At 68.9% G+C, this 26,356-nt stretch carries 20 protein-coding genes and 1 riboswitch; of the genes, 16 read left to right on the top strand and 4 right to left on the bottom strand.

Annotated features, from left to right (window positions below):
* Nucleotides 1–35: 35 nt before the first annotated feature.
* The 15 genes from rpmG to RIE32_02940 all read left to right on the top strand — a co-directional run bounded on the left by rpmG (nucleotide 36) and on the right by RIE32_02940 (nucleotide 21,021).
* Nucleotides 36–218 carry a 50S ribosomal protein L33 gene (gene rpmG / locus RIE32_03010; protein MEQ9095214.1) on the top strand — a complete coding sequence of 61 codons (183 nt, stop codon included), beginning with the start codon at nucleotides 36–38 and terminating at the stop codon, nucleotides 216–218.
* A gap of 213 nt (nucleotides 219–431) precedes the next feature.
* Nucleotides 432–629 (top strand): hypothetical protein, encoded by a 198-nt coding sequence (locus RIE32_03005; protein ID MEQ9095213.1) that lies wholly within the window; start codon nucleotides 432–434, stop codon nucleotides 627–629.
* A 25-nt stretch (nucleotides 630–654) separates the two neighbouring features.
* Nucleotides 655–1,833: an FAD-dependent oxidoreductase gene (locus RIE32_03000; protein ID MEQ9095212.1), complete on the top strand. Its 1,179-nt coding sequence runs from the start codon at nucleotides 655–657 to the stop codon at nucleotides 1,831–1,833.
* A gap of 138 nt (nucleotides 1,834–1,971) precedes the next feature.
* On the top strand, nucleotides 1,972–4,134 hold the full coding sequence (locus RIE32_02995) for a GC-type dockerin domain-anchored protein (protein MEQ9095211.1): 2,163 nt from the start codon (nucleotides 1,972–1,974) through the stop codon (nucleotides 4,132–4,134).
* A gap of 62 nt (nucleotides 4,135–4,196) precedes the next feature.
* Entirely contained in the window at nucleotides 4,197–6,383 is a 2,187-nt protein-coding gene (locus RIE32_02990) for a GC-type dockerin domain-anchored protein (protein MEQ9095210.1), read from the top strand.
* Nucleotides 6,384–6,408: 25 nt separating this feature from the next.
* Nucleotides 6,409–7,098, top strand: coding sequence for an ATP-binding cassette domain-containing protein (locus tag RIE32_02985; protein MEQ9095209.1), 690 nt, complete (start codon nucleotides 6,409–6,411; stop codon nucleotides 7,096–7,098).
* The gene (locus RIE32_02980) at nucleotides 7,098–8,396 is read left to right on the top strand and encodes an ABC transporter permease (protein ID MEQ9095208.1); all 1,299 of its coding nucleotides are present in this window, start codon (nucleotides 7,098–7,100) and stop codon (nucleotides 8,394–8,396) included. The genes RIE32_02985 and RIE32_02980 overlap by 1 nt, the downstream gene beginning before the upstream one ends.
* Before the next feature lie 10 nt (nucleotides 8,397–8,406).
* On the top strand, nucleotides 8,407–9,831 hold the full coding sequence (locus RIE32_02975) for a hypothetical protein (protein MEQ9095207.1): 1,425 nt from the start codon (nucleotides 8,407–8,409) through the stop codon (nucleotides 9,829–9,831).
* Nucleotides 9,831–11,033 (top strand): efflux RND transporter periplasmic adaptor subunit, encoded by a 1,203-nt coding sequence (locus RIE32_02970; protein MEQ9095206.1) that lies wholly within the window; start codon nucleotides 9,831–9,833, stop codon nucleotides 11,031–11,033. Before RIE32_02975 ends, RIE32_02970 begins: the two co-directional genes overlap by 1 nt.
* A 3-nt stretch (nucleotides 11,034–11,036) precedes the next feature.
* Nucleotides 11,037–14,624 carry an efflux RND transporter permease subunit gene (locus tag RIE32_02965; GenBank protein MEQ9095205.1) on the top strand — a complete coding sequence of 1,196 codons (3,588 nt, stop codon included), beginning with the start codon at nucleotides 11,037–11,039 and terminating at the stop codon, nucleotides 14,622–14,624.
* Between the two features lie 39 nt (nucleotides 14,625–14,663).
* Entirely contained in the window at nucleotides 14,664–16,586 is a 1,923-nt protein-coding gene (locus tag RIE32_02960; protein ID MEQ9095204.1) for an ankyrin repeat domain-containing protein, read from the top strand.
* Nucleotides 16,583–18,556: an ankyrin repeat domain-containing protein gene (locus RIE32_02955; protein MEQ9095203.1), complete on the top strand. Its 1,974-nt coding sequence runs from the start codon at nucleotides 16,583–16,585 to the stop codon at nucleotides 18,554–18,556. Before RIE32_02960 ends, RIE32_02955 begins: the two co-directional genes overlap by 4 nt.
* Before the next feature lie 392 nt (nucleotides 18,557–18,948).
* Complete coding sequence (locus RIE32_02950) at nucleotides 18,949–19,623, top strand: hypothetical protein (GenBank protein ID MEQ9095202.1); 675 nt, start codon at nucleotides 18,949–18,951, stop codon at nucleotides 19,621–19,623.
* A gap of 96 nt (nucleotides 19,624–19,719) precedes the next feature.
* The gene (locus RIE32_02945; GenBank protein ID MEQ9095201.1) at nucleotides 19,720–20,316 is read left to right on the top strand and encodes a hypothetical protein; all 597 of its coding nucleotides are present in this window, start codon (nucleotides 19,720–19,722) and stop codon (nucleotides 20,314–20,316) included.
* A gap of 75 nt (nucleotides 20,317–20,391) precedes the next feature.
* Nucleotides 20,392–21,021 (top strand): hypothetical protein, encoded by a 630-nt coding sequence (locus RIE32_02940; protein ID MEQ9095200.1) that lies wholly within the window; start codon nucleotides 20,392–20,394, stop codon nucleotides 21,019–21,021.
* Nucleotides 21,022–21,042: 21 nt separating this feature from the next.
* Here the strand turns inward: RIE32_02940 and RIE32_02935 are convergent, their stop codons facing one another.
* Genes RIE32_02935 through RIE32_02925 form a run of 3 tightly spaced genes read right to left on the bottom strand, consistent with a single transcriptional unit; the run spans nucleotide 21,043 to nucleotide 24,269 of the window.
* Nucleotides 21,043–21,606, bottom strand: a complete 564-nt coding sequence (locus RIE32_02935; GenBank protein MEQ9095199.1) for a peptide chain release factor-like protein — start codon at nucleotides 21,604–21,606, stop codon at nucleotides 21,043–21,045.
* Nucleotides 21,603–22,679: a tRNA (adenosine(37)-N6)-threonylcarbamoyltransferase complex transferase subunit TsaD gene (tsaD, locus tag RIE32_02930; GenBank protein MEQ9095198.1), complete on the bottom strand. Its 1,077-nt coding sequence runs from the start codon at nucleotides 22,677–22,679 to the stop codon at nucleotides 21,603–21,605. The genes RIE32_02935 and tsaD overlap by 4 nt, the downstream gene beginning before the upstream one ends.
* Before the next feature lie 30 nt (nucleotides 22,680–22,709).
* A complete protein-coding gene (locus tag RIE32_02925) occupies nucleotides 22,710–24,269 on the bottom strand; it encodes a S41 family peptidase (protein ID MEQ9095197.1) in 1,560 nt (519 codons plus the stop codon).
* Between the two features lie 43 nt (nucleotides 24,270–24,312).
* Between RIE32_02925 and hflX the strand changes: the two genes are divergently transcribed.
* On the top strand, nucleotides 24,313–25,731 hold the full coding sequence (gene hflX / locus RIE32_02920; protein MEQ9095196.1) for a GTPase HflX: 1,419 nt from the start codon (nucleotides 24,313–24,315) through the stop codon (nucleotides 25,729–25,731).
* Nucleotides 25,732–25,742: 11 nt separating this feature from the next.
* Here the strand turns inward: hflX and RIE32_02915 are convergent, their stop codons facing one another.
* Nucleotides 25,743–25,949 carry a hypothetical protein gene (locus RIE32_02915; GenBank protein ID MEQ9095195.1) on the bottom strand — a complete coding sequence of 69 codons (207 nt, stop codon included), beginning with the start codon at nucleotides 25,947–25,949 and terminating at the stop codon, nucleotides 25,743–25,745.
* 67 nt (nucleotides 25,950–26,016) lie between these two features.
* A riboswitch (cobalamin riboswitch) is annotated at nucleotides 26,017–26,266 on the top strand.
* The last annotated feature ends 90 nt before the right edge of the window (nucleotides 26,267–26,356 follow it).

Genomic DNA, 26,356 nt, shown 5'->3' with positions numbered 1-26,356 from the left:
GCACCTTTCGGCTTGTGCCCAAGAGGACGTGACCCATGGCTAAGAAGAAGGGCGCTGCCCGCGAATACGTCTGGCTCCAGTGCAGCGAGACCGGCGACCTCAACTACCGCACCTCGGTCAACGTCCGTGGTGGGTTGCCCGAGGGCATGAAGGAGGGCATCAACAAGTATTGCCCCCGACTGCGAAAGCACACCCTCCACAAGATCAAGCGCAAGTAGCCCCTTCCGGCTACTTCCCGCGAACCAAGGCGCCGCGGCGAGCCCGAAAGCTCGCCGCGGTGTGTTTTTGAGCGCAACGACCAAGATTCTGCTCCACTTCGAATTCCGGATTGCCGATTGGAGAGGCGTCCGTTCTTGAAACTGGATTCTCGACGCGGTACACTCGATCCTCCCCGAAGCAATGACGCCCGGGGCGCCATACGGAGACGCACGATGCACATTTGCTCGACCCACGGTTGCCACGCTTCGCACGCCCATGCCGGCTTCTGCACCGACTGCGTGGCCGTCCACGCCGCGGGCTTCTCGCTTTCCGTGCCGACCCTGCTGGCGGTCGCGCTCGGCGCAGGCCTGCTCGTGTACGCCGGCCGAAGCCTGTGGAACCTCCGCGCCACCCGCCTGGCCTCCGCCTGACCGGCCGGCCTCTGGCTGACGCCAGATGACCGTTTCGTACTGGCAGCGATCTTCGAAGCCACAACTCATCGACGCCGATGTCGCGGTCGTCGGGGGTGGTGTGTGCGGCTTGTCCGCGGCGCTGCATCTGATGCGCCGCGGCTTGTCCGTTGTGGTGCTTGAACGGCATGTGCCAGGCTCGGGCGCGAGCGCCCGGAATGCGGGCTTCCTGATGCGCGGCATGGCCGAGAGCTACAAGGTTGCGCGTGAAACCCTGGGCGCCGAGGCGGCCCAGTACATCTGGCGGTGGAGCGAAGAGAACCTTCGCGGGCTGAGATCCGAGGGCGCGGGTGATTTCGCGTCGTATCGCCACACGCCAAGTTGCCTGCTTGCGCTTGAACAGGCCGAAGCCGATGATCTGGTCGCGTCCGCCAGGCTGTTGCAGGACGATGGCTTTGGGGTGCTGCTGGTCGAGTCTGGCGGCGACAGCGCCTGGGCAAGCGAACTTCCGCTTCTCGGTCTGGTGAATCCGGGCGACGCGACGATCAATCCCTCGGAGCTCGTTGCGCTCCTCGCGTCGAAGCTCGGCGCGGCCGTTCTGGCCGGCCAGGAAGTCCACACCATCGAGCGATCGCCCGGAGATCGAGCACCATGCATGGTGCGAACGGGCTCGACGAATGTCCGCTGTCGCCGGGTTCTGGTGTGCACCAACGCATACGTTGGTTCACTGCTACCGCAATTGGCGGCTGCGGTTCGGCCCAACCGGGGCCAGATGCTGGCGCTCTCGGCCGAGGGTGCGCGCCTGGACTACGCGTACTACGTCAATCGTGGGCATGAGTACATTCGTCAGACGCCCGACGGGACCATCGTGGTCGGCGGCTGCCGCGATCGTTTTGCGCAGCACGAGCGCACGCTGGAGGACGGCGCGACGCCGGAGGTGCAGGAGGCCATCGAGTCATTCGCGCGCATGCTGCTGGATAAGCCCATCCGGATCACGGCACGATGGGCGGGCACCATGGGCTTCTCTCCCGACGGCATGCCGCTGGTGGGCCCAGTTGGCGACGACGGGGCCGTCTGGTTCTGTGGCGGGTTTACCGGGCATGGGATGTCCCTGGCTTATCGGACAGCGGCCGGTGCGGTGTCGGCGATGCTGGACGGCCCGGATGCGGATCCGCTGGCGAGCACGTTCGCGCTGGACCGCCTGGGGGCATTGGGGAACGCGTAGGGCCGGGCCCGATGCGTTTTTCGAGCACCAGAGCCACTTTTTCGGATTTTTGCGTCGCGGTCGCAGCCCGGCTGCTGTAATCTGTGCAGCGGGGCCAAGGCCGTCCCGCATACCTCCGACTCGCCGGGGAGAGTACCCATGCGCAGAACCGTCCTTGCCGTGCTGGCTATTGCCGGCCTCGCATCCGTCAGCAACGCATGCCCAGCGGACCTCGACGGCGATGGCTCGTTGACCATCTTCGACTTCCTGGCGTTCCAGAACTTCTTCGACGCCGGAGATCCCATCGCTGATTTCGACGGCGATGGCGACCTGACGCTGTTCGATTTCCTGGCATACCAGAACGCATTCGATGCCGGATGTCCGTCCGCCGTGCAGGGCGCCGAACTGTTGGGGCGAGCACGGAGCGGGTATCCGCACATCGAGATCGTCGGGACGTTCGTAGTCGGACAGACGGCTTCGATTGCGATCGACCCGAGCGAACATGCGACGCTCGTTGGCGTGCCGGTCGACGTGTACGTGGTTCCGGCGCGGAGTGAATCGGAGTGGATCGCCGATCCGGCGCTCGTCGATGCCCGAGCCACGGGTCCGCAGAGCCTGACGTTTCCCGGCGGCGCATTCCAGGCCAACGTCTTCGCGTTGAATTCGACGGCCCTGCTTGCCCCGGCCGAAACCGAATCGCGTGTTGCGGCCGGGTACGACGTGGTCATCGACGCCGATCGCGACGGCATGCTCTCGCCGGGAGACGTCATCGATGGCCTTGGCGACGACACGGGCATCTGGTATGCCAAGGACCTGACGCGGCTTGGCCCGTACGACCGGGCTCCATCGCGTGACTATGCGGTGAGTTGGCCCGGCCTGCCCTCGCATCGCGTCCGCGAATTGCTGGTGTATCCCGACGATCCGAGCCTGACCGACATGCCGGTGGTCATCATCGCGCACGGCAATGGGCATGATTATCGCTGGTACGACTACGTGCAGCAGCACCTGGCCAGCCACGGCTACGTGGTCATGAGCCATCAGAACGACACGATACCCGGCATCGAGGCGGCCAGTGACAGCATGCTTCGGCATGCCGACGCGTTCCTGGGCAACTACGCCGCGTTCGCGCCCGACCTGGCCGGCCGGGTTGATACCAGCCGGGTGATGTGGATCGGCCACAGCCGCGGCGGTGAGGGCGTGGTCCGGGCGACGAGCAAGATCGTGGACGGCGTGTACGTGCCGACGCACTATTCGCTGAGCGACTTCAAGGTCACCAGCAGCATCGCGCCCACGGTGTGGCAGGGCACGACCAGCCAGATCCATGACCAGAACTACCATCTGCTGTTCGGTGCAGCCGATGGCGACGTGTGCGGTTGCCCGCATCGCGATGATCGCCAGAGCTTCCAACTCTACGAACGCGGCACGGGCTCGAAGCAGGTGACGTATGTACACGGCGCCGACCACAACGACTTCAACTGCTGCGGCTTTAATGACTTCACGGGTCCTCCGGGCACGGAGATCGGTCGCGCCGAAGGGCAGCGCATCGCCAACGCCACGTGGCTGGCGCTGGCCGAGCGATACCTGCGCGACAACGGCTGGGCCGAGGAGTTCATCTGGCGTCACCAGACCTCGTTGCAGTCGCCGAGCATCGCCCAGAGTTCGAAGATCATCCGCGAGCACAATCCGGGGCCTGCCGTGGGCGTCGTGATCGATGACTACCAGAGCGAACCCTCTTCGCTCGTTGCCAGCAGTGGGGCGGCGGTCTCGTTCGATGTCTCCTCGTTGACCGAGGGACGGCTGGAAGACCGCAACTCCGATTTCACCGCCGTGGCAACCGATCCGATGAACGGCATGACGCGCGCCAGTGGCTCGGCCAGTGATACGACCGCCGGCGTTGTGTTCGAGTGGGAAGGGGACGACGCGACCTATGCGTTTGCACTGCCCGCAGGCCAGCGGGACCTCAGCGCACTGGGCAGCCTGAGCCTCCGGGCGGCCCAGTCCACGCGGCACCCGCTGACCACTATTTCGCTCAACGACACGTTCTTCACCGTGGAGTTGATCGATGGCGATGGCAACGCGAGCGCGGTGTCCACCGCTGGATACGCGGGCGTGCGTGATCCGTATCCTCGCAGGGACTATGGCACGAGCGCCCCTGGCTGGCAGAACGAGTTCGAGACCATCCGCATCCGACTGGTTGACTTCACGCGCGACGGCCGGACGCTGGACCTTGGGAACATCGAGACGATCCGGCTGCGTTTTGGGCCCAGCCACGGGTCGGAGACCGGTCGCATTGGGTTAGACGACGTCCGCCTGCTGCCCTGAGCGAATACGTCACCGACGAGCGTCATCACGAAACACCTCGGGGGAGTAGAGGAGTCAGAGATATGCGAATCACCACACGAACCGCCGCGATGCTGGCGGTGGCGGCTGGAATGCTGGCCGGTCCGGCCGCGATGGCCCAGTCCGGCTGTCCGGCGGACATCGACGGCGACGGTGAATTGACCGTGTTCGATTTCCTGGCGTTCCAGAACCTGTTCGACGCGGGTGACCTGCGGGCCGACTTCGACGGTAACGGTCGATTGGACATCTTCGACTTTCTCGAGTTCCAGAACCTCTTTACGCTCGGCTGCTCGGATGACTTTCAGATCGTTCAACTCGCCTCCGTGGCGCTGGATCAGTTTCCGCATGCCGACTATGTCCGGGCGTTCAATGCGGGTCAGGTGATCTCTGTGGCGATCGACCCTTCGCGCGCCACGGTGCCCGGCGGCACGGTGGACGTCTACTTGGTCGAAGACAAGGACGCCTCGGAGTGGACGTCCGATCCGATGCTCATCGACGCGCGGGGGCTGGCGCAGCCGGCGACGTTTGGCGGTGGGGCCTCGACGGCCGACAACATCGCCATGATGGGCGGAACGGCGTTCCTGAACGCTGATGCTGGCGAGAGCATCGGCGTGCCCTACGACGTCGTGATCGACGTCAACCGCAATGGCATGCTCGATGGTGGCGACCTGATCGACGGCTACGACGACGTGGGCTTCTGGCTCTTCAAGGACCTGACGACGCTCGGGCCGGCGGCATTTACGCGCGTCGAGACGTACACGGCGACCTTCCCGGGAATTCCGAGCTCGCGCAACCAGCAGCGGCTGACCTATCCCAGCGATATCGCCAGCCGCAGCGACGTGCCCGTGGTCATCATCAGCCACGGCAACGGTCAGGACTATCGCTGGTACGACTACATGCACGACCACTTCGCCAGCCACGGCTGGGTCGTGATGAGCCACCAGAACGACACCGTGCCGGGCATCGAGACGGCCTCGACCACGACGCTGACGCACACCGACTACTTCTTCGGCAACCTCGACACGATCGCTGGCGGTGCGCTGGACGGCCGGCTCGACCAGAGTCGAACGGTGTGGATCGGCCACAGCCGCGGTGGGGAGGGCGTGGCTCGTGCGTATGACCGCATCGTGACGGGCAGCTACAGCCCGGTGAACTACGTGCTCGAAGACATCCTCGTGGTCTCGAGCATCGCGCCGACGGACTTCGGTATCCGGGCCCGGCCGGGCAACTCGAACTTCCACCTGATTTATGGCTCGTCGGACGGTGACGTGCGCGGCAGCGTGGCCAGCGGTAGCAAGCCATTTGCGATCTACGAGCGCGGCACGGGCAACAAGCAGGTGACCTACATCCAGGGCGCCGACCACAATGACTTCAACTGCTGTGGGTTCAATGACTTCGTTGGCCCTGCCGGCACCGAGATCGGCCGGCCCGAGGTGCAGCGCGTGGCGCTCATCGACTGGCTGGCGCTCATCCAACTCTACGTGCGGGGCAACGAGCCGGCCCGCGACGTGAACGAGCGGCAGTGGGAGAGCCTGGACTTCCCGGCCATCAACGACAGCACGGTGGTCGACAACGAGTATCGGCCCGCCCGCGGCGGCAGCGACTCCGTGGTCGATGACTTCCAGAGCCAGGGCTCGACCACGCTGGCCAGCAGCGGCGCATCCATTTCGTTCGACGTCTTCGGCGTGTTCGAAGGACTGATGCGTGATCTGGATAGCACGTACACGTGGAATCCCTCGCAGCCGATGAACGGCATGAGCCGGAACAGGCCCAGTTCCATTGACAGTTCGAACGGGGTGACCTTCGGGTGGGACGGCGTGCCGGCATCGTTCGCGTACACGCTGCTGCCGATCCATCGCGACGTCAGCGATTTCGCGTCGCTGAGCTTCCGGGCGTGCCAGATCAGCCGGGCGCCCGAGACGGCGGCCGCATTGGAGGACCTGACCTTCACGGTAACGCTCGTGGATGGCTCGGGCGGGCGCAGCTCGATCAACATCGGGGCGTACGGCGGGGGCATCGAAGAGGTGTACCAGCGTACGGGAAGCCCTACTGGCTCTGACGGTTGGTCGAACGAGTTCGAGACCATCACCATCAGACTCGCGGACTTCCTGCGGGATGGCACGGACATCGACCTGAGCGACGTGGAGCAGGTGCGCTTCGAATTCGGGCCCGGGTTCGGCTCGACCGAGGGTCGGATCGGCTTGGACGACGTGGAGTTCCGGGTCGAGTAATCGCTCACGTGCGTAAGCTTGGCCCATGGCCACAGCCCTGCGTATCGAAGACTTGAGCTTCCGCTACGACCGGCGGGCGATCGACGCCCCGCCGGTCGTTCGCGTTGATCGCTTCGAGTTGGGCGCGGGCGAGATGGCCTTGCTGCGGGGTCGGTCGGGTAGCGGGAAGACCACGCTGCTGGGGCTCATCGCCGGGTTGCTGGAGCCGTCGCTTGGCCGGGTTGAGATCGCTGGGCAACACCTGCACGCCCTCCGCGGTGCGGCCCGCGATCACTTCCGGGGCCGGCATCTGGGCGTGGTGTTCCAGACGTTCAATCTTTTGCACGGCTTTAGCGCACGGGAAAACGTTCTGGCAGGGATGATGTTCTCGGATATCCCCAAGAGCGAGCACGCAGCCAGAGCCTCGGCACTCCTCGAGCGTCTGGGCATCGAACGCGTGGATGCACGGCCGGAAGAACTGAGCGTCGGGCAGCAGCAACGCGTGGCGGTTGCGAGGGCGGTCGCGGCACGCCCGACGCTCGTGCTGGCCGATGAGCCGACGGCGAGTCTCGATCCTGAAAACGCGGATGCGGCGATCGAACTCGTGAAGGAAGCGTGTGCCGAAGCGGGGGCCGCGTTGCTCTGCGTGAGTCATGACCCCTCCGCTTCGTCGCACTTCGAACGCGTCGAGGATCTGGCCTCGTTGGCGGGCATCCATGCGGCAGGGCCGGCCTGATGGCTTTGCGTGGTTCGAGAGTGGTGCTGGGCTCCCTGCTTGCCCGGCGGTTCCAGACCGTCACGACGACCCTCACCGTGGCGATCGCCGTCGGGCTGCTGCTGACCATCCTGAGCATGCGTGACGCGACGCGGCAGACCCTCGAACGCGGCGCGGGCAACATGCACCTGGTCGTTTCGGCCGAGCCATCGCCGTTGGTCAGCGTGTTGAACTCGGTGTTCCATGCCGGGACGCCCAGTCGCGCGATGACCTGGCTCCAGGTGCAGCAACTCCAGCGAGACCCTCGCGTGGCATATGCCCTGCCGATCCAGCAGGGCGACTCGTTCGAGAATTACCCGGTTATGGCGGTCGAGCCGGACTTCTTCGAACTCTTCAGCCCGGACGCGGCCTACGACCCGGAGCGTGACGAAGAGCGCGGTCGTTGGAAGATCACCGAGGGTCGGCGCCTCGAAGGACGCTTTGAGGTCGTACTCGGCTCGCGCGTCGCTCGGGAAACAGGCCTTCGAGTCGGCGACGAAATACAACTGACGTGTGGACTCGCCGGGGCGGGATTCGTGCACCAAGGCTTCTCGTACGAAGTCGTTGGCGTGCTCGAGCTCAGCGGCACGCCGCATGACCGCGTGATCTTCAGCGATCTCGCTTCGGGGTGGATCATCCACGCCCAGGACAAGCGCGATCGTGAGTCGGGCGGGGCCGCCGGACGCGTAGGCGAGGACGACCTCAGTGCCGCCGACAGACTCGTGACGGGCGTGTATCTGCGCGGCGTGGTGCGCGAGGGCCGCCAGGCGAGTTCAGCCGTCGCAGAGTTGGCCAGCGAGTTGCGACGGAATCCGTCGCTGACGGTGGCTTCGCCGGCTGCGGAGATCGACACCCTGTTCCGGATCGTCAGTCGGGTCGATCGACTCCTAATCGCCGTTGCGTTCGTCGTGCTCGTATCGGGCGCTGTATCGATCATGCTCGCGCTCTATTCGGCCGGGCAGATGCGCCGACGGGAGATCGCGACGTTTCGTGTGCTGGGTGCAAGCCGAGGGCGGATCGTTGGGTGGGTGCTGGCCGAGGCCATCTTGCTGGGGGCGGCGGGCGCCGTCGTGGGCGTGGGCATGAGCGTGCTCGGCGGCCTGGCGGTCTCCTGGGGGTTGCGGGTGCAGTTGGGGCTGGTCGTGGAGCCCGCGGTTTCCCCGGCAGCGTTCGGGATGGTGGGCATCGCCGCCGTGGCCTTGGCCGCCCTGGCAGGCGTGGCGCCCGCGATACTGGCCTATCGGACCCCTGTGGCGGAACACCTCCGGCCGCTGGGCTAGCCTTACGGGCATGATGAACCAAGGGAACGAGAGAAAGGTACCGCCGGCGGTCTTCGTCGGAGGTTTCGTCGCGCTGGTGGTGGTTGCGGTGGCAGGAATCGCGGTATTCGAGGCAAGCTCGTCGCGGCATTCCAGCGGACCGACCGAGGCCGACGTCGACGTCATTCCGGTTGGACGCACGACCGAAGCCATCGAGTCGGCGTCGGTCCGCGAACAGGTCGCCCAGAGCGCCCAGCACCAGGATCTCGGATTGAGCGCGATGGCTCCGCTCTACGCCCCGGCCGTCGCGAGCGTTGAACTGTTCGCGCCCGATGCCCAGACGCCGAAGGTTGTTACGGGCTTCTTCGTCGGGCCCGGGCGCCTGGCAGCACCCAGGTCGGTGGTCGAGGGTGCGGTTCGGGGCGAAGTCGTCCTGGACACCGGCCAGCGCTTCGAAATCGAGCGCATCGTCGCCGACGTTCCGGAAATCGATCTTGTGCTGCTCACCGTCGATCTGCCCAGCGAATTGATGCGCGGCTTCCAGATTGCCATCCTCGAGCCGTTTCCCGACGAGAAGCTGCTCTTGATCGACCGTCCCACGAATCCGGGCGCCGAAGATCCCAGTCACGCGACCGAGGTGCTCCGCGTCGCACGGGTTCGCGTGATGGATCAGGTCGTCCGCGTGGTGCTCGCCGAGCCTGTCACGTCGGAGCGTCTGGGCGCGGCGTTGCTGAACGAGACCGGCAAGCTCGCCGGGTACGTCGCGCGCGGGCCCGACGGGCAGGCTCAGGCGTTTGGCGCCGAGCGATTGCTGCGCGTGGATCCTCTACCCGGACTTACGCTGACAGAGTGGACGGCAGGTACGAGCGTTGAGTCGACCCGGCCGCCGCCCGAAACCGAAGACCTCTGGGCCGAAATCCGTGCGATGCCGCGGCCGGAGGGCTTTGGCCCGGCGCCCGAGAAGTTCGCCGGGTTCGACGTTCGACCCGCCCAGATCGAAGTCGTGGACGGACAACTGCGTGTCGATGATCGCTTTACGGTTCCCGGCGCGGGGACGCAGGCCGATCCTTACGTGCTGCCGTGGGATCTATTGGTGTCCGCGAGCGAGACGTTTAATCCCTCGCGCGGGCGACTGGTATTGCCCGAGCGGGTGACGATGTTCGATGGTCAGTGGGTGCGGTTCGAGGGCAACCTCGCAATCCCATTCGCCGAGCGATTTGTCAGCGAATTGCTCCTGATGCAGCATCCATGGGATGGATGCTGCCTCGGCGTCCCCCCGACCCCGTATGATGCCATCGAAGTATCGCTCGCGGCGCCGATCGAGAGCCGGCCGCAGTTTGGCGTCTTGAGCGGACGCTTGAAAGTCGATCCGTTCGTTCGCGGCAAGTGGCTGTACGGCATGTATCTGATGGAGGGGGCGTCGCTCTCGAAGCGACAAGCCTCGGAGGACAACTGATGCGATGGAATGCGGCCGTCTTCTTGGCGGCGCTGGGGGTGTTCTTCTTCGGAATCGATGTCGGTCTCGCACAGGCGCCTCCCGCGACGGTGCGCATCGACCAGGCCCGCAGCCAGCCGCTCGAGACGTGGCGCGAATCGACCGGACAGATACGTGCGGCCCGACGGAGCGTGCTGGCCGCCGAGGAAGAAGGACTGGTCGCTGACGTGCTGGTGCGCGAGGGCGACAAGGTCCAAGCCGGTCAAGTCATCGCACGACTGGATGACAAGCGAGCTGCGCTCGAACTCCGCCGCGCCCGCGCCGTGCTCGAGAGCGTAAAAGCCGTGGTTGCCGAACGCGAAGCACTCGTCGAGAACGCCAAGCGAGACCTGGAGCGCGTCCAGCAGACGTTTGACCGCGGCGGCGGAAACGAGCGCGAGGTCGACCAGGCCCGCACCGACCTCCAGGCCGCCGAGGCGAGGCTGGCCGCGGCCCGCGCAGACGTCGTGCTCAACGAGGTGCTCGTCGATCTGGCCCAGACCCGTGTCGAAGACATGATCGTGCGGGCACCGTTCGGCGGCCGCATCGTGCGCCGCGTGGCCGAAGCGGGTCAGTGGCTGGGGGGAGGAGACACCGTCGCTGAGATGGTTTCCCTCGAAACCGTCGAGGCATGGATCGACGTGCCCGAGCGGCTCATCGATCGCCTGACGCGCGAGGATGGTCGCGTCCGCGTCCGGGTGCCGGCCACGGGCGACGAGGTCGAGGCCGAGCGATTCACGATCGTTCCCGATGCCGATCCGAGGAGCCGGCTGTTTCCCGTCCGGGTTGTCCTCGCGAACGAAGAGGAACGGTTCCGCCCGGGCATGAGCGTGATCGGTCTGACGCCCACGGGCGTGACGGAGCCGACGCTGACGGTGCACAAGGACGCCATGTTGCGCGACGACGCGGGAGAGTACGTGTACTTTGCCGTTGCCGGGCAGGATGGCGGTTTCGCTGCAGCACCCGCCCGGGTCACGCGGCTGTTCGCCGCCGGCGATCGCGTGGCGATCCGTGCGGGGGCGATGCCTCCGGGCGCCATGGTGGTCGTCGAAGGCAACGAGCGAATGTTCCCCATGCAACCGCTCAACATCGTGAATCTTCCAAGCGACCAGCAGGCCGCACAAGGCTCGGGGGAGCAAGACGCCGGTGCCGCGACGGGCGGCGATCCGGCCGGAGGGGCGTGACCCGTGGATTTCGTTCGACTTGCGATCCAGCGCCCGGTGGGCGTGGTCGTTGCCGTTCTCATCGTCGTCATGTTCGGGCTGATCGGGATGGGCGCCATCCCGATCCAGCTTACGCCCACGGTGGATCGGCCGATCATCACCGTGACGACCAACTGGCCGGGCCGCAGCCCGCAGGAAGTCGTCGATGAGGTCACCAAGGAACAGGAAGAGCAGCTCAAGAACGTCTCGAATCTCAAGTCGATGCGTTCCCTGAGCAGCGAGGGCTCGGCGTCCATCACGCTGGAGTACTACATCGGCACCAGCATCGACCGGGCGCTCCAGGAGGTCTCGGACGCCCTCCGCCAGGTGCCCGATTATCCCGAAGAGGTCGACGAACCAATCATCGCCGACACGAGCGGCGGGCCCGAGAACGCCATCGCCTGGATCATCATCGACATCGATCCGGAGCACATCGACCGGTTCAAGGACTTCGACATCACGACCCTGTTCGACCCGGTGGATCGGGAGATCCGACCGTTCCTCGAGCGCGTGGGCGGCGTGGCGGAGGTCAACGTTTACGGCGGGCGGGAGCGCGAGGTCCGCGTCCTGCTTGATCCCTACGCCATGGCCCAGCGCGGGCTCAACCACGTCAACGTCTATGACGCCCTGCGGGGCGAGAACCGCAATGTCTCGGCCGGGACGCTCGCCGAGGGCAAGCGCGACTATCGCGTCCGGGTGATCGGGCAGTTCAGCGATCCGCAGCAGGTGCTCGACACCATCGTGGCCTATCGCGATGGCAAGCCCGTCTACTTGCGCGACATCGGCACGGTCGAGCTCAGCCATGAGAAGCCGCGTGGCTTCGTGCGCTCGCTCGGCCAGCCGTGCCTTGCCATCAACGCATTGCGACAGACCGACGCCAACGTGGTCGAGGTCATGACGGATATGCGCGAGCAGCTCGACCAGATCCGCCAGGACATCCTGCCCAACCTCCACCCCGAGGTCGGGCCCTACCTGCGCATGCGGCAGGTGTATGACGAGACGACGTACATCAGCTCGGCGATCGATCTGGTGCTCGAGAACCTGTGGATCGGCGGCATCCTGGCCGGCCTGGTCCTGCTGATCTTCCTGCGAAGCGTTCCCGCCACGCTGGTGATTGCCCTGGCCATCCCGATCTCTGTCATCGGCACGTTCCTCGTGCTGCTGGGGCTCGGGCGTACGCTGAACGTCATCTCGCTGGCAGGCCTGGCGTTCGCGGTGGGCATGGTGGTCGACAACGCGATCGTGGTGCTCGAGAACATCGACCGCCACCGCGCCATGGGCAAGAAGCCGGCCGTCGCGGCATACGAGGGCGCCAAGGAAGTCTGGGGTGCGGTGTTGGCCTCCACCCTGACCACCGTCGTGGTGTTCGTGCCCATCCTGACCATCCAGGAAGAAGCGGGCCAGCTGTTCCGCGATATCTCGCTGGCCATCGTGGGCGCGGTCTCGCTCTCGCTCATCGTCTCCCTGACGGTGATTCCCTCGGCCAGCGCGGCGTGGCTGGGCGAGCCGAGCCGACCCAAGACTCGGGCCGGGCGAGCCATCCGTTCGTTGGGCGGGCTTGCAACGCTCGGGACGGCCGCAACCGCGGCATTCGGTCGCGGCATCGCGTGGCTCATGGGCGCCTGGCGCGGCGCAACGCTGCGTCCGCTCGCCATCGTCGTGCTCACCGCGGCCAGCCTGTTGCTCTCGTGGGTGCTCATGCCGCCGCTGGACTACCTGCCCGCGGGTAACCGCAACCTGGTCTTCGGCGGGCTGCTGCTGCCCCCGGGCCTGAGCGTGGAAGCACGCACCGAACTTGCCGAGCGCATGGAGGCGCAGGTCGGTCCCTACACCACCCAGCAGATCGGCGGTACCGATGCGTCGGGCCTGCCCAAGATTCCGTATGGCTACGCGCCGGATCCCGAAACGGGCGAGATGCCCGCGTACGAACCGGTGGCGATCGAGAACTTCTTCATCGGCGCCTTCGGCACGCAGATGTTCGCCGGCGCGACCAGCGCCAACGAGCGTGTGGTGATCCCCGTTGGCCAGATCCTCACCAACACGTTCAACCAGCTCAACAGCGACATCTTTGGCGGCGCGAGCCAGGCTTCGCTCTTCGGCCGCGGCGCCGCGGGCGGCGGCACAATCGACATCGAGATCAGCGGGCCCAACCTGGACAAGGTCAAGAGCGTCGCCCAGCAGGCCTTCATGGCCGCGGCGGGCAAGTACGGGTACGGCCGCGTCCAGCCCAGCCCGGCGAACTTCACGCTCGAGCAGCCCGAGGTCCGCGCCGAGATCAACAACGTCGGGCGAGACCTGGGGCTGACCACCGAGGGCGTCGGGCTCGCCGTGCGAGGCCTCTTCGACGGCGTCTTCGTGGGCGACTACCAGCTGGACGGCGAGCAGGTGGACCTGGTGATGCTGCCCTTCGGCGGCCGGCTGGAATACATGGAGAAGATGCTCAGCATCCCCATCGCCACGCCCGCCGGTCCGGTGGTGCCCATCGACAGCGTGGTGGACATCAGACGCGGCCTGGCCCCCCAGGAGATCAGCCGCGTCGAGGAACTGCCCAGCGTCACCATCAACGTGCGCCCGCCCGAGGGCGTGCCGGTGGCCGAAGTCATCCAGGTCATCCGCGAGGAGATCATCACGCCCCTGCGCGCCAGCGGCCAGATCGACTCGACCATGCGCATCAGGATGGAGGGCACCGCCGCCAAGCTCGACGAGGTGCAGCAGGCGATGTTCGGGCTTGGCGGAGAAGCCACCAACGGCGCCGCTGCCGGCACGCCCACGCGGGCCCTGTGGATCTTCGGCTGGATCGCCCAGGTGGGCGGGCTGGCGCTCGCGGTGGTCACGCTCGCGATCGCCGTGCGCCGCAAGAAGCTCTTCTACGCCTACGGGGCCATCGGCCTGGTGCTGGTGGGGGCCATCTTCCTGCTGCTCTTCGGCGGCCTGGCCAGCTACCCGACCATGCTGACCGCCCGTTTCGTATGGGCGCTCGCGGTGGTGTACCTGCTGATGTGCGCGCTCTTCGAGAGCTTCCTGTACCCGCTGGTCATCATGTTCACGGTGCCGCTGGCCGTGGTGGGCGGGTTCGCCGCCTTGGCGTGGGTGCACGCCGTGTCGGCGGCCGACCCGACGATCGCCCCGCAGAACCTGGACGTGCTGACGATCCTGGGCTTCGTGATCCTGGTGGGCATCGTGGTGAACAACGCGATCCTGATCGTGCACCAGAGCCTCAACTTCATGGAGAAGGACCCGCTCAAGGACCCGGCGGTCGACGTCGAGCACGCCCACGAGGCCATCGCCCGCGCCACCACCAGCCGCATCCGCCCCATCTTCATGGGCACGCTCACCAGCGTGGGCGGCATGCTGCCCCTGGTGCTGTTCCCCGGCGCGGGCTCGGAGATGTACCGGGGCCTGGGTTCGGTCGTCGTGGGCGGGTTGCTGGTCAGCACGCTGTTCACGCTCCTGCTCACGCCGCTGCTCTTCAGCCTGGTGATCGACATGCGCGTGGGCGCCCGCCGGGCGCTGGCGCGCTCGCCCCGCTCGGGCGATACGCCGGTCGCGGGGGCCACGCCCCAGCCTGCGTAAGTGGTCTGCCCGGCGCGTGGTGGTGGCCAAGGATGCCCCGTGCGCCGCGTGATGGTCATCCTTGTCCTGCTCCTGGCCCTCGGGCTTGCGACGAGCATCGGCGTGGCGTGGACATCGGCCACGATGTGGCGCGGCTACGACCTGCGCAATCCGCTCACCAGCGCATGGTTCTACGAGCCGCGGGTCGAGGTGGGCCAGCTCAACCAGTGGCGCCTCGCCCAGTGGACCGACGCGACGCTGACCCGCCGATGGGGTTGGGGCTGGCGGGACGAATGGTTCACGGACCCGCGGAACGCCTACCTCCGCCGCGTCACGCTGGGCAGCGATGCCGAAGAGCGCACGTGGGGTGAGATCGACGTGCCCGGATTCAGCCGTGCGCAGCGGCCGCCGCCCGAAGAGCCCGCGCCCATCGCCCTCCTGGTCAACGCCCTGCCCAGCTTCGAGGAACGCGAGGCCGGGTGGCCCGTGCGGTGCCTGCGCGTGCGCTGGGTCGCCGGCGATGACCGGCTCGACACGCCCGGCGAGCGCATCCGCGGCGGCGTACTCGCGTCGTATTGGGTGTACCCGTGGGGCTCGACCTCGTTCGACGCCTCGATGCTGCACTGGGACACCGAGGACGAGCACGCCATCCCACTGACGCCCATGTGGGCGGGGCTTGCGGTCAACGCCGTGTTCTGGGCTCTTGTCTGGCTGGCCATCCTGCAAATGCTGATGCTGCCGGTGCACCTGTGGCTGCGCTGGCGCACCGGGCGGCGCGCGGGCCGGGGCCGGTGCCTGCGCTGCGGGTACGACCTGGGCGCCGTCGACGACCCGACCGTGACATGCCCGGAGTGCAACACCCAGTGGGGAACCAAGCCCCGGCGGGTGCTGCGCGGCATGATCGTCCTGCCAGTACTCGCCCTGCTGCTGGTCGTGGGCTGGGTCGCCGCCGTGGGCGCCCAGCGCATCGCCACGGCCGAGCGCCTGCCGCCGATGCACCGGGCCGCGGCCGAGGGCGACGCCCAGCGCGTGCGCGAGCTGCTGGCGGCGGGGGCCCTTGCCGACAAGGACGCGCCCGACCTGCGGCCGCTGAACGTCAGCCCCATGCAGGGCGCCCGGCCCATCGAGTGGGCCGCCGCGCGGGGCCACACGCAGGTGGTCGACGAGCTCATCGGCGCGGGGGCGTACTACGACATGCTCGGCGACCGGCGCTCGCCGCTGGCCCTGGCGGTCGCGTGCGGGCACGACGACATCGCCGAGCGGTTGATCGCCGCGGGCGCCTCGGTCACCAGCGACCCCAAGACCACGCCCGCGCCCATCGCCATCGCGGCCTGGCGGGGCAACACCGCGCTGCTCGAGGCCATGTTCGACCAGGTCGACGCGCTGGGCCGCGGGACGGTGCGCCTGCAACTCTTCAGCGTCGCGCTGGCCGGGCGCGACGAGGCCATCTGGCGGATGGTGCTCGACCGCACGACCGGCACGTTCCGCGATGAGCGCGACGTGGCCCTCGCGGCGTACCGCTGGGGCGACCAGGACCTGCTCGAGGCCATGCTCGACCGGGGCTTCGATGCCAGGTCGGCGGGTGACGACTTCGTCTCCCTGCTGGGCCGCGTGCCCGACCCGCTGGCGGCCATCGAGGTGCTCGTGGCCGAGGGCGTCGACCTGCGGTGGCGCGACTGGATCGGCAACACGGCCCTGCACCACGTGTGCTTCGGCGGCGAGGCGCCCGGGGCCATCGAGCGGCTGGTCGGGCTGGGCGTGCCGCTGGAGGCGCGCAACGACGTCTCGTTGACGGCCCTGCACGTGGCCGCCGGGAAGGGCGACGCGGCCAACGTCCGCGTGCTGCTGGAGCTTGGCGCCGACGCCAGCGCGAAGGACGCCGACGGACGCACGCCCCGCACGCGCTGGTGGGCGGCCCGCGGCGGCACGCCGGGCGCCAAGGAGATCCACGACCTGCTCCGCGACGCCGAGGGCGCGCCGTGAGGCGGCTCGTGTTCGTGCCCATCCTGCTGCTCGCCCTGGGCCTGTGCACGAGCCTTCTCGTCGCGTGGGCGGGCGCGCTCCTGGATCGCTCGGCGTGGCCCGACACGTTGCTGACCGGTGAGCCAGTCGGCAGCCGGACCGAGATGCGCGGGTGGGTGGTCGAGCACGGCCGCGACCGGACGCTGACGTGGCGGACGTTCATTCCGCTCAGCCTGTGGGATCGGCCGCCGGACCGCAGCGCGACGGTCCAGCTGCCCGCATGGAGCGTGGGGCACCAGCTCGAAGACCAGCCCGGGCCGTTCGCGCCCGCGCGGGAACGGACGCGGGACATGGCGTGGGAGGCGAGCGCCGGGTGGCCGATGCGCTGCGTGCGGGCGGTGCGCCACGCGGGGCCGACCCAACTCGTCCTGCCCGGCGAGTTCGTGCGAGGGGGCGTGGAGGCGGAGGCGTACGCCTGGCCGCTGCCGCACGAGGTTGGTCGCCCCGAGGCGGCGTCGGTCGTGCGCCCGTGGGTCACCCACTGGCGGCGACCGATCGTGCCGCTGCGGCCGATGCCCGTTGGCCTGCTGGTGAACACGGTGGTCTTCGCGGCGGTGTGGTTCGTCGCGTTGTCGCCGCTGCTCGCGCTGCGGCCGCTTCGTCGCTGGCGACGCGCACGGAAGAACCGCTGCGCTGGCTGTGGTCATGCCCGCGACGGCCTGCCGAACGGCGCGCCCTGCCCCGAGTGCGGCCGCGCCCGCGACGAGCGCACGACGACGACCGAGCTGCTCACCGCCCGCGCGCCCGTGCTCGGCGCGGCGCTGGCGCTCGTCCTCGTCGTCACCGCGAGCACCGCGCTGACGCTGCACCGATCGATGGCCGTCGATCGGCTGCCCCCGCTGCACCGGGCCGCGGCGGTAGGGGACCTGGTCGAGGTCGAGCGGTTGCTGGCCGCCGGCGCTTCGGCCAGCGTGGTCCATCGCCGGCGCGGGGGCCTGCCCGGCGCCCTGACCGACACGACGACGCTGGAGTGGGCCGCGGCCCGCGGGCACGCCGCCGTGGTCGAGCGCTTGCTGGACGCGGGCGCCCCGACCACCGCCGACGGCTGGGGGCGCGGGCCCCTGGCGATGGCGATCCGTCACGGCCACGACGCGATCGCCCGGCGGCTCCTGGACGAACTGGCGGCGGGCCCACTGCCCATCGACCTGGCCTCCATGCTCGTCTACGCGAGCGACGACACGCGCGCACGGGCGCTGGTGATCCTGGGCGATCACCCCTTCGTGCTGGGCAGCGCGGCCTCGTCGGCGATGAGCGCCAACGACCCGGCGTTCGCTCAGGGGCTGGCCGAGCGCGGGCTGACCGAGGATCCCCGCTGGCCGGCGGACGTCCTCGATGGCGCGGTCCGGGCCGACGCGGCGGCCTGGCGTTGGCACGAGCGGAAGGACCTGGGCCTGACGCGGCGCATGCTCGCGATCGGGCCGGCCCCTTCGGTCGAGGGCATCGTCCCCTTGGTCGAATCGGCGATCGAGGAGGGCGCCCTGCCCGCGCTGGACGCGCTGCTGGCCAGCCAGCCGGGGTTGACCATCGAGTCGCTGCACATCGAGGGCGAGGAGGTCGCGCGGGCCACCGTTCGCGGCGGTCCGGCCATGCTCGCCCGCCTTCTCGAGTTGGGCGTCGATCCCAATACGCCCGCACGCCGGGGCTTCAACGCATTGCTGCCCGCCGCGCTCGAGGCCGATGCGAATGCCGTCGCGCTGCTGCTGAACGCCGGCGTCGACCCCACGCTCGAAGAGGACGACCAGACGCTGCGGGCCTGGCTGCTCGTCCGCGCCGAGCGGGCCGCCGGCCACCCGAACCACAACCCCCATTTCCCTTCGCAGACCGACCCGGACGCCTTCGCGCGCATCATCGACCTCCTCAAAGCCGCCGAGGCCCGCTGGCGTGCCGGCGAGGGCGGGGCGGATGCCGCCGGGACGCCCGGCGGTCCCTGAGCGGAGCGACTGGCGTGCGCCGCGAAGCCATCGGGGCACGGCAACGGGCCCGAGACGGCTTTCAACGGCCCGCGCCCACGCGTCAATGATTCGATGCGACGCGTCAACGCACCGATGCGACGTGTCAACGCACCGATGCGACGCGTCAACGGGGCGTTGACGCTTGGAAATGGGCCGTTGACGCGTGGAGTCGGGGCGTTTCAGAGTGTCCGTGGCCCGTTGAAACACCGAAACGGGCGCAAAACATGCCGGTTCGGGGCGTTCTTGGCCGTCGGTGGGGTTTTGCAGTCAAGCGGGCGGCCGTGCCGGTCGATGCAAGGGAACGCGGGGGCTGCCGCAAGCCCCGCCAAGCCCCGGGGCGCTCCCGACCACACCCAGACAGGACACCAGCCATGCCCGAGAACCTGCCCCGCAACCCCACCGACGCCCTGGACTGGATCGGGGCCCATACCCAGCGGTGGATCGACCACGCCGAGGCGATCGGCCTGGGCGAGGAGCTCGCCGAGGAGATCCGCGACCTCGTGCTGGAGAGCCGGCAGATGCGGCTCGAGGCCGACCGGGCCGCCAGCCGGGCCAAGGCCGCGACGCGGGCGTGGCGGATGAGCATCCGCCGGACGATGGACCGCGCCCGCGCGGCCATCGCCGCCATCAAGACGCACGCGGCCGTGACCGAGGACGAGGGCGTGTACGCCCTGGCGGGGCTGAGCCCGCGCGACAGGCCGGGCGACGCCGGGCCGCCCGAGCGCCCGAGCAACGCCGGGTTCGTGGTGCGCCAGGGCGGGCTGGTCGAGGTCTCGTGGCAGGGCGGCGGGCCGCAGGGGACTTTTTATATCGTCAAGCGGCTGCTGCCCGGCGAGGGCGACTACACCATCCTGGGCACGACCACGAGCAAGCGGTTCACCGATGAAACACTCGAAGTGGGCGTGGGCGAGGTGCAGTACGCCATCGACGCCCAGCACGGCCGGCACCTGGTCCGCGGCGACGTGCTGCTGGTGCAACTGGGATCGGTCCGTACGGCGACAACGCAGGGCCGCAGCGCCGGGACGAGCGGCCAGGACGCCGCGTAGGGCCCGCCGGGGGCCGTCAGCGCGCGGGAAAAGGCCGTGGCGCATTGCTGGCTCGCGGGCGGAACGTCCGGTATGGTGCTCAGAGGAGGACCGCCCATGACGCGCACCCGGACGACCACTCTGAGCGCCCTGGCCCTGCTGCTGGCCGCCGGCGCGGCCAGCGCCCAGATCGCCGCCAACGGCATCACGATCCTGGTGGACGACCCGGTGCTCGAGCCGGGGCAGTCGACGACGGTGCGGATGGAGGCGTACTTCGATGCCAGGGACTACTGCATGAGTGCGGTGGCCACGTCGTTGCTGTCCTCGGCCGGGGCGCAGGGGCTCGAGGGCCCGCGACTGCTCGGCACGATGGACGGGCCGGGCACGACGGCGGGCGTGATCGACGGCGCCGGCGTCACCGGCATCATCGCCGGGCAGTTGCACATGCTGGGGGGGATCTACGGCGACCCGAGCAACCCCATCGCGTTCTGGGAGGCCACGTACACCGCCCCGAGCGACGTGGCCGCTGCGTTCGATGTCGGCCTGACGACCGAGACCAGCGGGTTCTTCGTGTACCTGGAGCGCGACTCACACTTGTATGAATCCCGCCTGGACGACTTCGCCGAGGGCGAGGCGACGATCCGCGTGGTGCCGGCGCCGGCGGGGGTGGTCGTGCTGGGCGGGCTGCTGGTGGCGGCGGGGCGGCGGCGGTAGAGGCGGCGTCCGAGCGCCGTGCTTTTCTGGCACGCGGGCGGAACGTCCGGTATGGTGTTGGGAGGAGGACGGCCCATGACGCGCACCCGATCGAGCATGTTGAGCACCCTGGCCCTGCTGCTGACCGCCGGCGCGGCCGGCGCCCAGATCGCCGCCAACGGCATCACGATCCTGGTGGACGACCCGGTCCTGGAGCCGGGGCAGTCGACGACGGTGCGGATGGAGGCGTACTTCGACGCGAGGGACTTCTGTATGAGTTGGGTGGCCACGTCGCTGCTGTCCTCGGCGGGGGCGCAGGGGCTGGAGGGGCCGAGCCTCATCCAACCAATGGACGGGCCGGGCGCGACGGCTGGCGTGATCGACGGCGCGGGCGTGGGCGGCATTATTGCCGGCCAGTTGCACGGGTTCATTGGCGCGGGTATTTTTGGCGACCCGACCAATCCCATGGCGTTCTGGGAGGTGACGTACACCGCCCCGACGGACGTAGCGGCACCCCTGTCGGTCGAACTGGAGACGCTGACCACTCGCTTCGACGTGCACACGGACCCCTGGGAATTTTCGGAAGAGTCTCGTCTGGACGACTTCGCCGAGGGCGAGGCGACCATCCGCGTGGTGCCAGCGCCGGCGGGCGTGGCCGTGCTGGGCGGGCTGCTGCTGGCGGCCCGGCGCGAACCTCGCCGCATCGTCCGCCCGCCGGTCGCCTAGCCGCGGTCCGCGGCGGAGGACCTAGGGGTGCAGCGGGCGGAGCTTGCGTTGCACGCGGGCGGCGTTCATTTCCGCCAGCGCGGCCGGGTGCTTCGCGATCAGCCTGACCAGTTGCGTGCGGCTGACCTGCAGGCGCGCGGCGGCTTTTCGTATATCCATGCGCGCGGCCCACACGACGTCCATCGCCTCGGCCAGCATCGTCGGGAAATCGCGATGATTCGGGTTGATGGCGACCTTGCCGCCCTTCGTGCGCTCCAGCCACAGGTCGCTGCGGATCTCGCCGGCGGGGACGCTCACGCGAACGTGCGTTGCCAGCGCGAGCCGCAGGCGGCGGAGCGCCATGCGCTGGTTGTCCTTCGGGCTGCGCCGCTCGCCGGCCTGGGCGCTCTGGCCGGTTGGCCGGTGGGTGAGCGTGATGGCCGTCTCGACCTTGTTGCGGTGCTGGCCACCCGGCCCGCCGATGCGGCCGCGCTCCAGCGTGCAGTCGGCGAGGATGGCGTCGTCCGGAAGGGACGCGGGATGGGCGGGGCGGTCGACCCGCTCGGGCTGGGCGAAGTAGTCGATGTCCGGGGGCTCGCCGCTCATAAGGCCGTGAACGCCGGGATATCGCTGGAGGGATGGGCGCGTAACGTAAGATCGTCGCGCTCGCCGGCGAGCAAGCGCAGCCCGCCCAGCGCGGCGATCATCGCGGCGTTGTCCAGGCAGTATTCCATCTTCGGCAACCGCAGCACGAGCCCGCGCTCGGCGGCCAGAGACGTCAGCTCCTTGCGCAGGCGGCTGTTGGCCGTCACGCCGCCGCCGGCGAGGATGGACCGGCACTCGATGCCGCTGTCTGCGAGCGCATCGAGCGCGCGGCCGACCTTGAGCATCACCGCGTGGCACGCGGCGCGCTGGAAGCACGCCGCCAGGTCGCGCACGCGGGCTTCGGTCAGCGGCGGCGGGGGCGGCGGGCCCGGCCGGCCCTTGCGCACCGGCACGCCCCGGACCGCGTACAGCACGGCGGTCTTCAGCCCGCTGAAGGAGAAGTCCAGCGAGCCGTCCTCCAATCTGCTGACGGGAAACTCGACCGCGTAGGGATCGGCGGCGGGGTCCCGGGCGAGCGTGTCGAGCCGGGGCCCGCCCGGATACGCGAGCCCGAGGATCGTCGCGGCCTTGTCGTACGCCTCGCCCACCGCGTCGTCGCGCGTCGAGCCGAGGCGGTGGGCTTGTGTGAGCGCCGGGACGTGGTACGTCGCCGTATGGCCGCCGCTGACCACCAGGCCAAGGGCGGGCATGGGCGTGTCCTCGTCGGTGTCCAGCGTGCCGGCGACCAGGTGGGCCTGGACATGATCGACGCCGACGATCGGCACGCCCAGCGCAAGAGAAGCCGCCTTCGCCGCGCTCACGCCAACCAGCAGGCTGCCGATCAGCCCGGGCCGGTGGCCGACCGCGACGGCGTCGATGTCCTTCAGCGACACGCCCGCGTCGGCGATGGCCTTGCGCAGCACGGGGATGAGGCGCTCCACGTGCGCCCGGCCGGCGATCTCGGGCACCACCCCGCCGTAGCCGGCGTGCAGCTCGGTCTGCGTGGCGATGGCGTTGCTCAGCACGTGCCGCCCATCGCGCACGACGGCGCACGCGGTCTCGTCGCAGGAGGTCTCGAATCCCAGCGTCAGCATAGCCGTGGCTCGCGCATCAGCAGCCCGCGATCATCGCTCGCTCAGCTCGTCGTCGCTGGTCTCGCGTCGCAGCCGATCGATCTCCTCGAGCATGCGCTGGCGCTCGCTGGCCATGCGCTCCAGCGTGCGCTCGAGCTGCTCGAGGCGCAGGGCCCGCTCGCCGGTGATCGGGTCGCCGCCCACGCGCGGCCAGTCGCCCGTTGCCAGCTTCCCCGCGAGCGCCTCGTGGGCCGCCGAGAGCTGCGGGTCGCCGATGGCCTCCAGCAGCGCCTCGGCCGAGTCCCACGCGTCTTCCTCGATGCCGCCGTTGCCCTGGGCGCCCACCGCGTCCAGCTGCGCGAAGAGCTCGGCCAGGCGCAGGTCGTCGCCGGCTTCGAGCGCCACGTGCATGCCATCGCTGGGGTCCACGCCCCACTCGGCCGAGCCGGCCACACGCTGCAGGTTGCGGCCGCTGGGCAGCAGGTAGTGGGCCTCGGTGAGCTTGAGCGTGCCGCCGTCGGGCAGGCCGTAGACCGTCTGCACGCTGGCCTTGCCGAAGCTGCGCGTGCCCAGGACCTTGGCGTCTTCCAGGCGCTCGGCCATCGCCCCCGCCACGATCTCCGAGCCCGAGGCGCTAACGCCATCGATCATCACCACGATGGGCCCCTCGAACGCCACGCCCGGCGCCGCGCTGAGCGTCACCGACTCGCCCGCGCGGTTCTCCGTCCGCACGACCGGCCCGCCGGGGATGAATAGGTCGGCCACGCCCACCGCCTCGCCGATGACCCCGCCGGGGTTGGAGCGCAGGTCGAGGATGAGCGCGTTCAGTTCGCTGCCCGGCTCGGCCAGTTGAGCCCGGGCCCGTTCGATCGCGGCGTACGTCGCCTCGGCCGTGCCGCCGACGAACTGGGTGATGCGGACGTAGCCGATGCCGCGCTCATAATCGAGCACGTGATACCACGCGCCCTCGGTATCGAGCCGGCGCAGGCCCTTGACCGACTCGGCCCGGATGTCGCCGCGGATGATCTCCAGGTCGATCTCTTCGTCCTGGCCGTCCTCGCCGCGCAGGACCGTGAGCGTGACCGCCTCGCCCCGCGGCCCGGCAATCAGGGCGGTGACTTCCTCGGTGTCCAGCTCGCGGGTGTCGACGCCATCGACCGCGACGATGCGGTCGCCCGGCAGGACGCCCGCCCGGGCCGCGGGCGTGCCGGCCATGGGCGTGGTCACGGTCACGAAGCCGTCGCGCCGCTGCACCTGCACGCCGATGCCCACGAAGTCGGCGCCCATCACCATGCGGTTGAACTGCTCGGCGACGGCGGGGGGCACGTAGATGCTGTTGGGGTCGCCCAGGTTGCCCAGCATGCCGCTGATGGCCGCCCGGCTGAGCTCGTCGGGGTCGGTCTGGCGGACGTAGTTGTCCTGGATGATCTGGAGCACCGCCGCCGCCTGGGCGAAGCGGCCCAGCCCCAGCAGCCGCTCGCGCAGCACCAGGAGCGAGGCCGAGACGGTGACCAGCAGGGCGATGACCAGCAGGAAGCGGCCCGGCCCCCAGAACGGTCCGCCGGCCTTGCGATCCTTTGGCCTGGCTTTCACGACGCTCGTAGACTCCATGCGTCCCACGATACGCCCGTCGTCTATAGGATTCCGCAGCCGCATGCCGCCAGGATACAGCAAAACGAATAAAGAGCGAACCTCGATCGAGGTCCGCAGCGAGCGGGCCGTGCTGGCCGCCGCGCGCCTGCCCGATTCGACGTACGACCCGGCCGACCCCTTCGGCGAGTTGCGGGCCCTGGCCGAGCAGGCCGGCGCGGTGGTGGTGGGCGAACTGGAGCAGCGGCTGCAGCGGCCCGTGGCGGGCACGTACATGGGCAAGGGCAAGGTCGACGAGCTCAAGGGCCTGTGCGAGGCGCTGGGCGCGACGACCATCATCTTCGACCACGACCTTAGCCCGGCCCAGATCTCGGCCATCGAGCGCGTGACCGAGCGCAAGGTGCTGGACCGCTCGGAGCTCATCCTGGACATCTTCGCCAGCCGCGCGACGACCTACGAGGCCAAGCTCCAGGTCGAATTGGCCCAGCTCGAATACACGTACCCGCGCCTGCGTGCGATGTGGGACCACCTGGAGCGCATCGTGGGCAGTGGGGGCATCGGCGGCGTGGGCACGCGCGGGCCGGGCGAGCAGCAGTTGGAGATCGACCGCCGGCTGGTCCAGCGGCGAAGATTAGAACTCGAACGCGAGCTGGAGCGTGTGCAGGGGCGTAAGCGCCGGGCCGTGCGCCAGCGCAACGCCGAGCGGTTCACGGTGGGCTTGGTCGGCTACACCAACGCGGGCAAGAGCACGCTGTTCAACACCCTGACCGAGGGCGGCGCCTACGCCGACGATCGGGTGTTCGCGACGCTCATGACGCGCACGCGCGCGTGGGACCTGGGCGGCGGGCTGGAGGTCATGCTCAGCGACACGGTCGGATTCGTGCGCGATCTTCCGCACCGGCTGATCGCGTCGTTCCGGGCAACGCTGGAAGAAGCGACACACGCCGACGTGCTCTTGGTGGTTCTGGACGTTTCCGACCCCGCGTGCGAGCTGCAATACCAGACCGTGATGAAGACGCTGGACGATCTGGACGCCGAGACCGCGAAGATGGAGGACGCGGGCGCGTGGTCGCCGCCCACCCGCGTCATCGTGCTCAACAAGATCGACCGGCTGCGCGACAACCGCGAACTGCTCGTGTGGCAGCAGCGATTGCCCGACGCGATTGCGCTGTGCTCGCTGCCGCCGACCAGGAACGCGGACGGAACCGATCAGGAGCGCCCGGGCCAGGATAAACTCGCCCGACGCATCCGGCGCCTGGCCGAGGGCGATGTGGGCGACGTGACCCTGCGCGTGCCCATGAGCAATCCCAAGGCCATCAACCTCATCGAGACCCAGGCGACCGTCCGCGACCGCCAGTACGAGGACGGCGTCATGGTCGTCACCGCCGACATGAGCGACCGCCTGCTGCGGCAACTGCGCTCGCTGGGCGTGCAGACGCCCGGCCGGGGGGAGGCGCAGCGCGCGGGGTGGAAGGGGCTCTAGCCAGGCTTGCGCTAGTGGAACCACTTGGTTCCTTCGATGAAATTCTCGCCGAAACGGTTCCAAAAGATCACCAGGGCTGCGGCGATGCTGGCCAGGCCGATGAAGGTGTGGAAGATCATCAATCCCTTGCGGCCGGCTGCCCGGTGCTCGGGCACCTCGCGATTGAAGATGAACATCGCCAGGCCGAACAGAAAAACGATGAGCCCGATCGTGATCATGCGGCACTGCTCCCGGCCTGCAAGCGTATGGGTATATGTCCGGCTTGATCCCCATGCCCGCTGGGGGTAATCTCTAGGCGCTCATGGTTCTTCGGGATTGGCCGCTGGCTGTTCCGAAGCGAAGAGGGAAGCGTGGTGAGAAGCCACCGCGGACGCGCCGCCGTAACGGGCAGCTTCCGACCTCGGCCCCCAGACTGATTTGTTCGTCGAATCGAGCCGGGGAGCACGCCACTGCGGGGAGTTCTGACTCCCTCGCGGGAAGGCAGCCGAGGATCGGGCCCGGAGCCGGAAGACCTGCCACGAGCCTGCGTTGTCGCCCTCGCGTACGGGGTGGCGCGGTGCGAGTTCGTGTGCCCCGGGCGTGCGCGCTGCCGTGCCAGGTGAACCCAAGCGAGAAGCGACGGATG

Source organism: Phycisphaerales bacterium (assembly GCA_040221175.1).
GTDB lineage: Bacteria > Planctomycetota > Phycisphaerae > Phycisphaerales > UBA1924 > JAHCJI01.
The sequence above is the reverse complement of the archived record's forward strand: the minus strand, read 5'-3'. Positions and strand labels throughout refer to the sequence as shown.

What these genes read in the sequence shown, in the direction of transcription:
- RIE32_02970 (MEQ9095206.1), top strand. Translation starts at nt 9,831, where the DNA reads ATGCGATGGAATGCGGCCGTCTTCTTGGCGGCGCTGGGGGTGTTCTTC.
- RIE32_02945 (MEQ9095201.1), top strand. Translation starts at nt 19,720, where the DNA reads ATGACGCGCACCCGGACGACCACTCTGAGCGCCCTGGCCCTGCTGCTG.
- RIE32_02915 (MEQ9095195.1), bottom strand. Translation starts at nt 25,949, where the DNA reads ATGATCACGATCGGGCTCATCGTTTTTCTGTTCGGCCTGGCGATGTTC.
- RIE32_02950 (MEQ9095202.1), top strand. Translation starts at nt 18,949, where the DNA reads ATGCCCGAGAACCTGCCCCGCAACCCCACCGACGCCCTGGACTGGATC.
- RIE32_02975 (MEQ9095207.1), top strand. Translation starts at nt 8,407, where the DNA reads ATGATGAACCAAGGGAACGAGAGAAAGGTACCGCCGGCGGTCTTCGTC.
- RIE32_02940 (MEQ9095200.1), top strand. Translation starts at nt 20,392, where the DNA reads ATGACGCGCACCCGATCGAGCATGTTGAGCACCCTGGCCCTGCTGCTG.
- RIE32_02985 (MEQ9095209.1), top strand. Translation starts at nt 6,409, where the DNA reads ATGGCCACAGCCCTGCGTATCGAAGACTTGAGCTTCCGCTACGACCGG.
- RIE32_03000 (MEQ9095212.1), top strand. Translation starts at nt 655, where the DNA reads ATGACCGTTTCGTACTGGCAGCGATCTTCGAAGCCACAACTCATCGAC.
- tsaD (MEQ9095198.1), bottom strand. Translation starts at nt 22,679, where the DNA reads ATGCTGACGCTGGGATTCGAGACCTCCTGCGACGAGACCGCGTGCGCC.
- RIE32_02925 (MEQ9095197.1), bottom strand. Translation starts at nt 24,269, where the DNA reads ATGGAGTCTACGAGCGTCGTGAAAGCCAGGCCAAAGGATCGCAAGGCC.
- RIE32_02980 (MEQ9095208.1), top strand. Translation starts at nt 7,098, where the DNA reads ATGGCTTTGCGTGGTTCGAGAGTGGTGCTGGGCTCCCTGCTTGCCCGG.
- RIE32_02990 (MEQ9095210.1), top strand. Translation starts at nt 4,197, where the DNA reads ATGCGAATCACCACACGAACCGCCGCGATGCTGGCGGTGGCGGCTGGA.
- RIE32_02995 (MEQ9095211.1), top strand. Translation starts at nt 1,972, where the DNA reads ATGCGCAGAACCGTCCTTGCCGTGCTGGCTATTGCCGGCCTCGCATCC.
- rpmG (MEQ9095214.1), top strand. Translation starts at nt 36, where the DNA reads ATGGCTAAGAAGAAGGGCGCTGCCCGCGAATACGTCTGGCTCCAGTGC.
- RIE32_03005 (MEQ9095213.1), top strand. Translation starts at nt 432, where the DNA reads ATGCACATTTGCTCGACCCACGGTTGCCACGCTTCGCACGCCCATGCC.
- hflX (MEQ9095196.1), top strand. Translation starts at nt 24,313, where the DNA reads ATGCCGCCAGGATACAGCAAAACGAATAAAGAGCGAACCTCGATCGAG.
- RIE32_02935 (MEQ9095199.1), bottom strand. Translation starts at nt 21,606, where the DNA reads ATGAGCGGCGAGCCCCCGGACATCGACTACTTCGCCCAGCCCGAGCGG.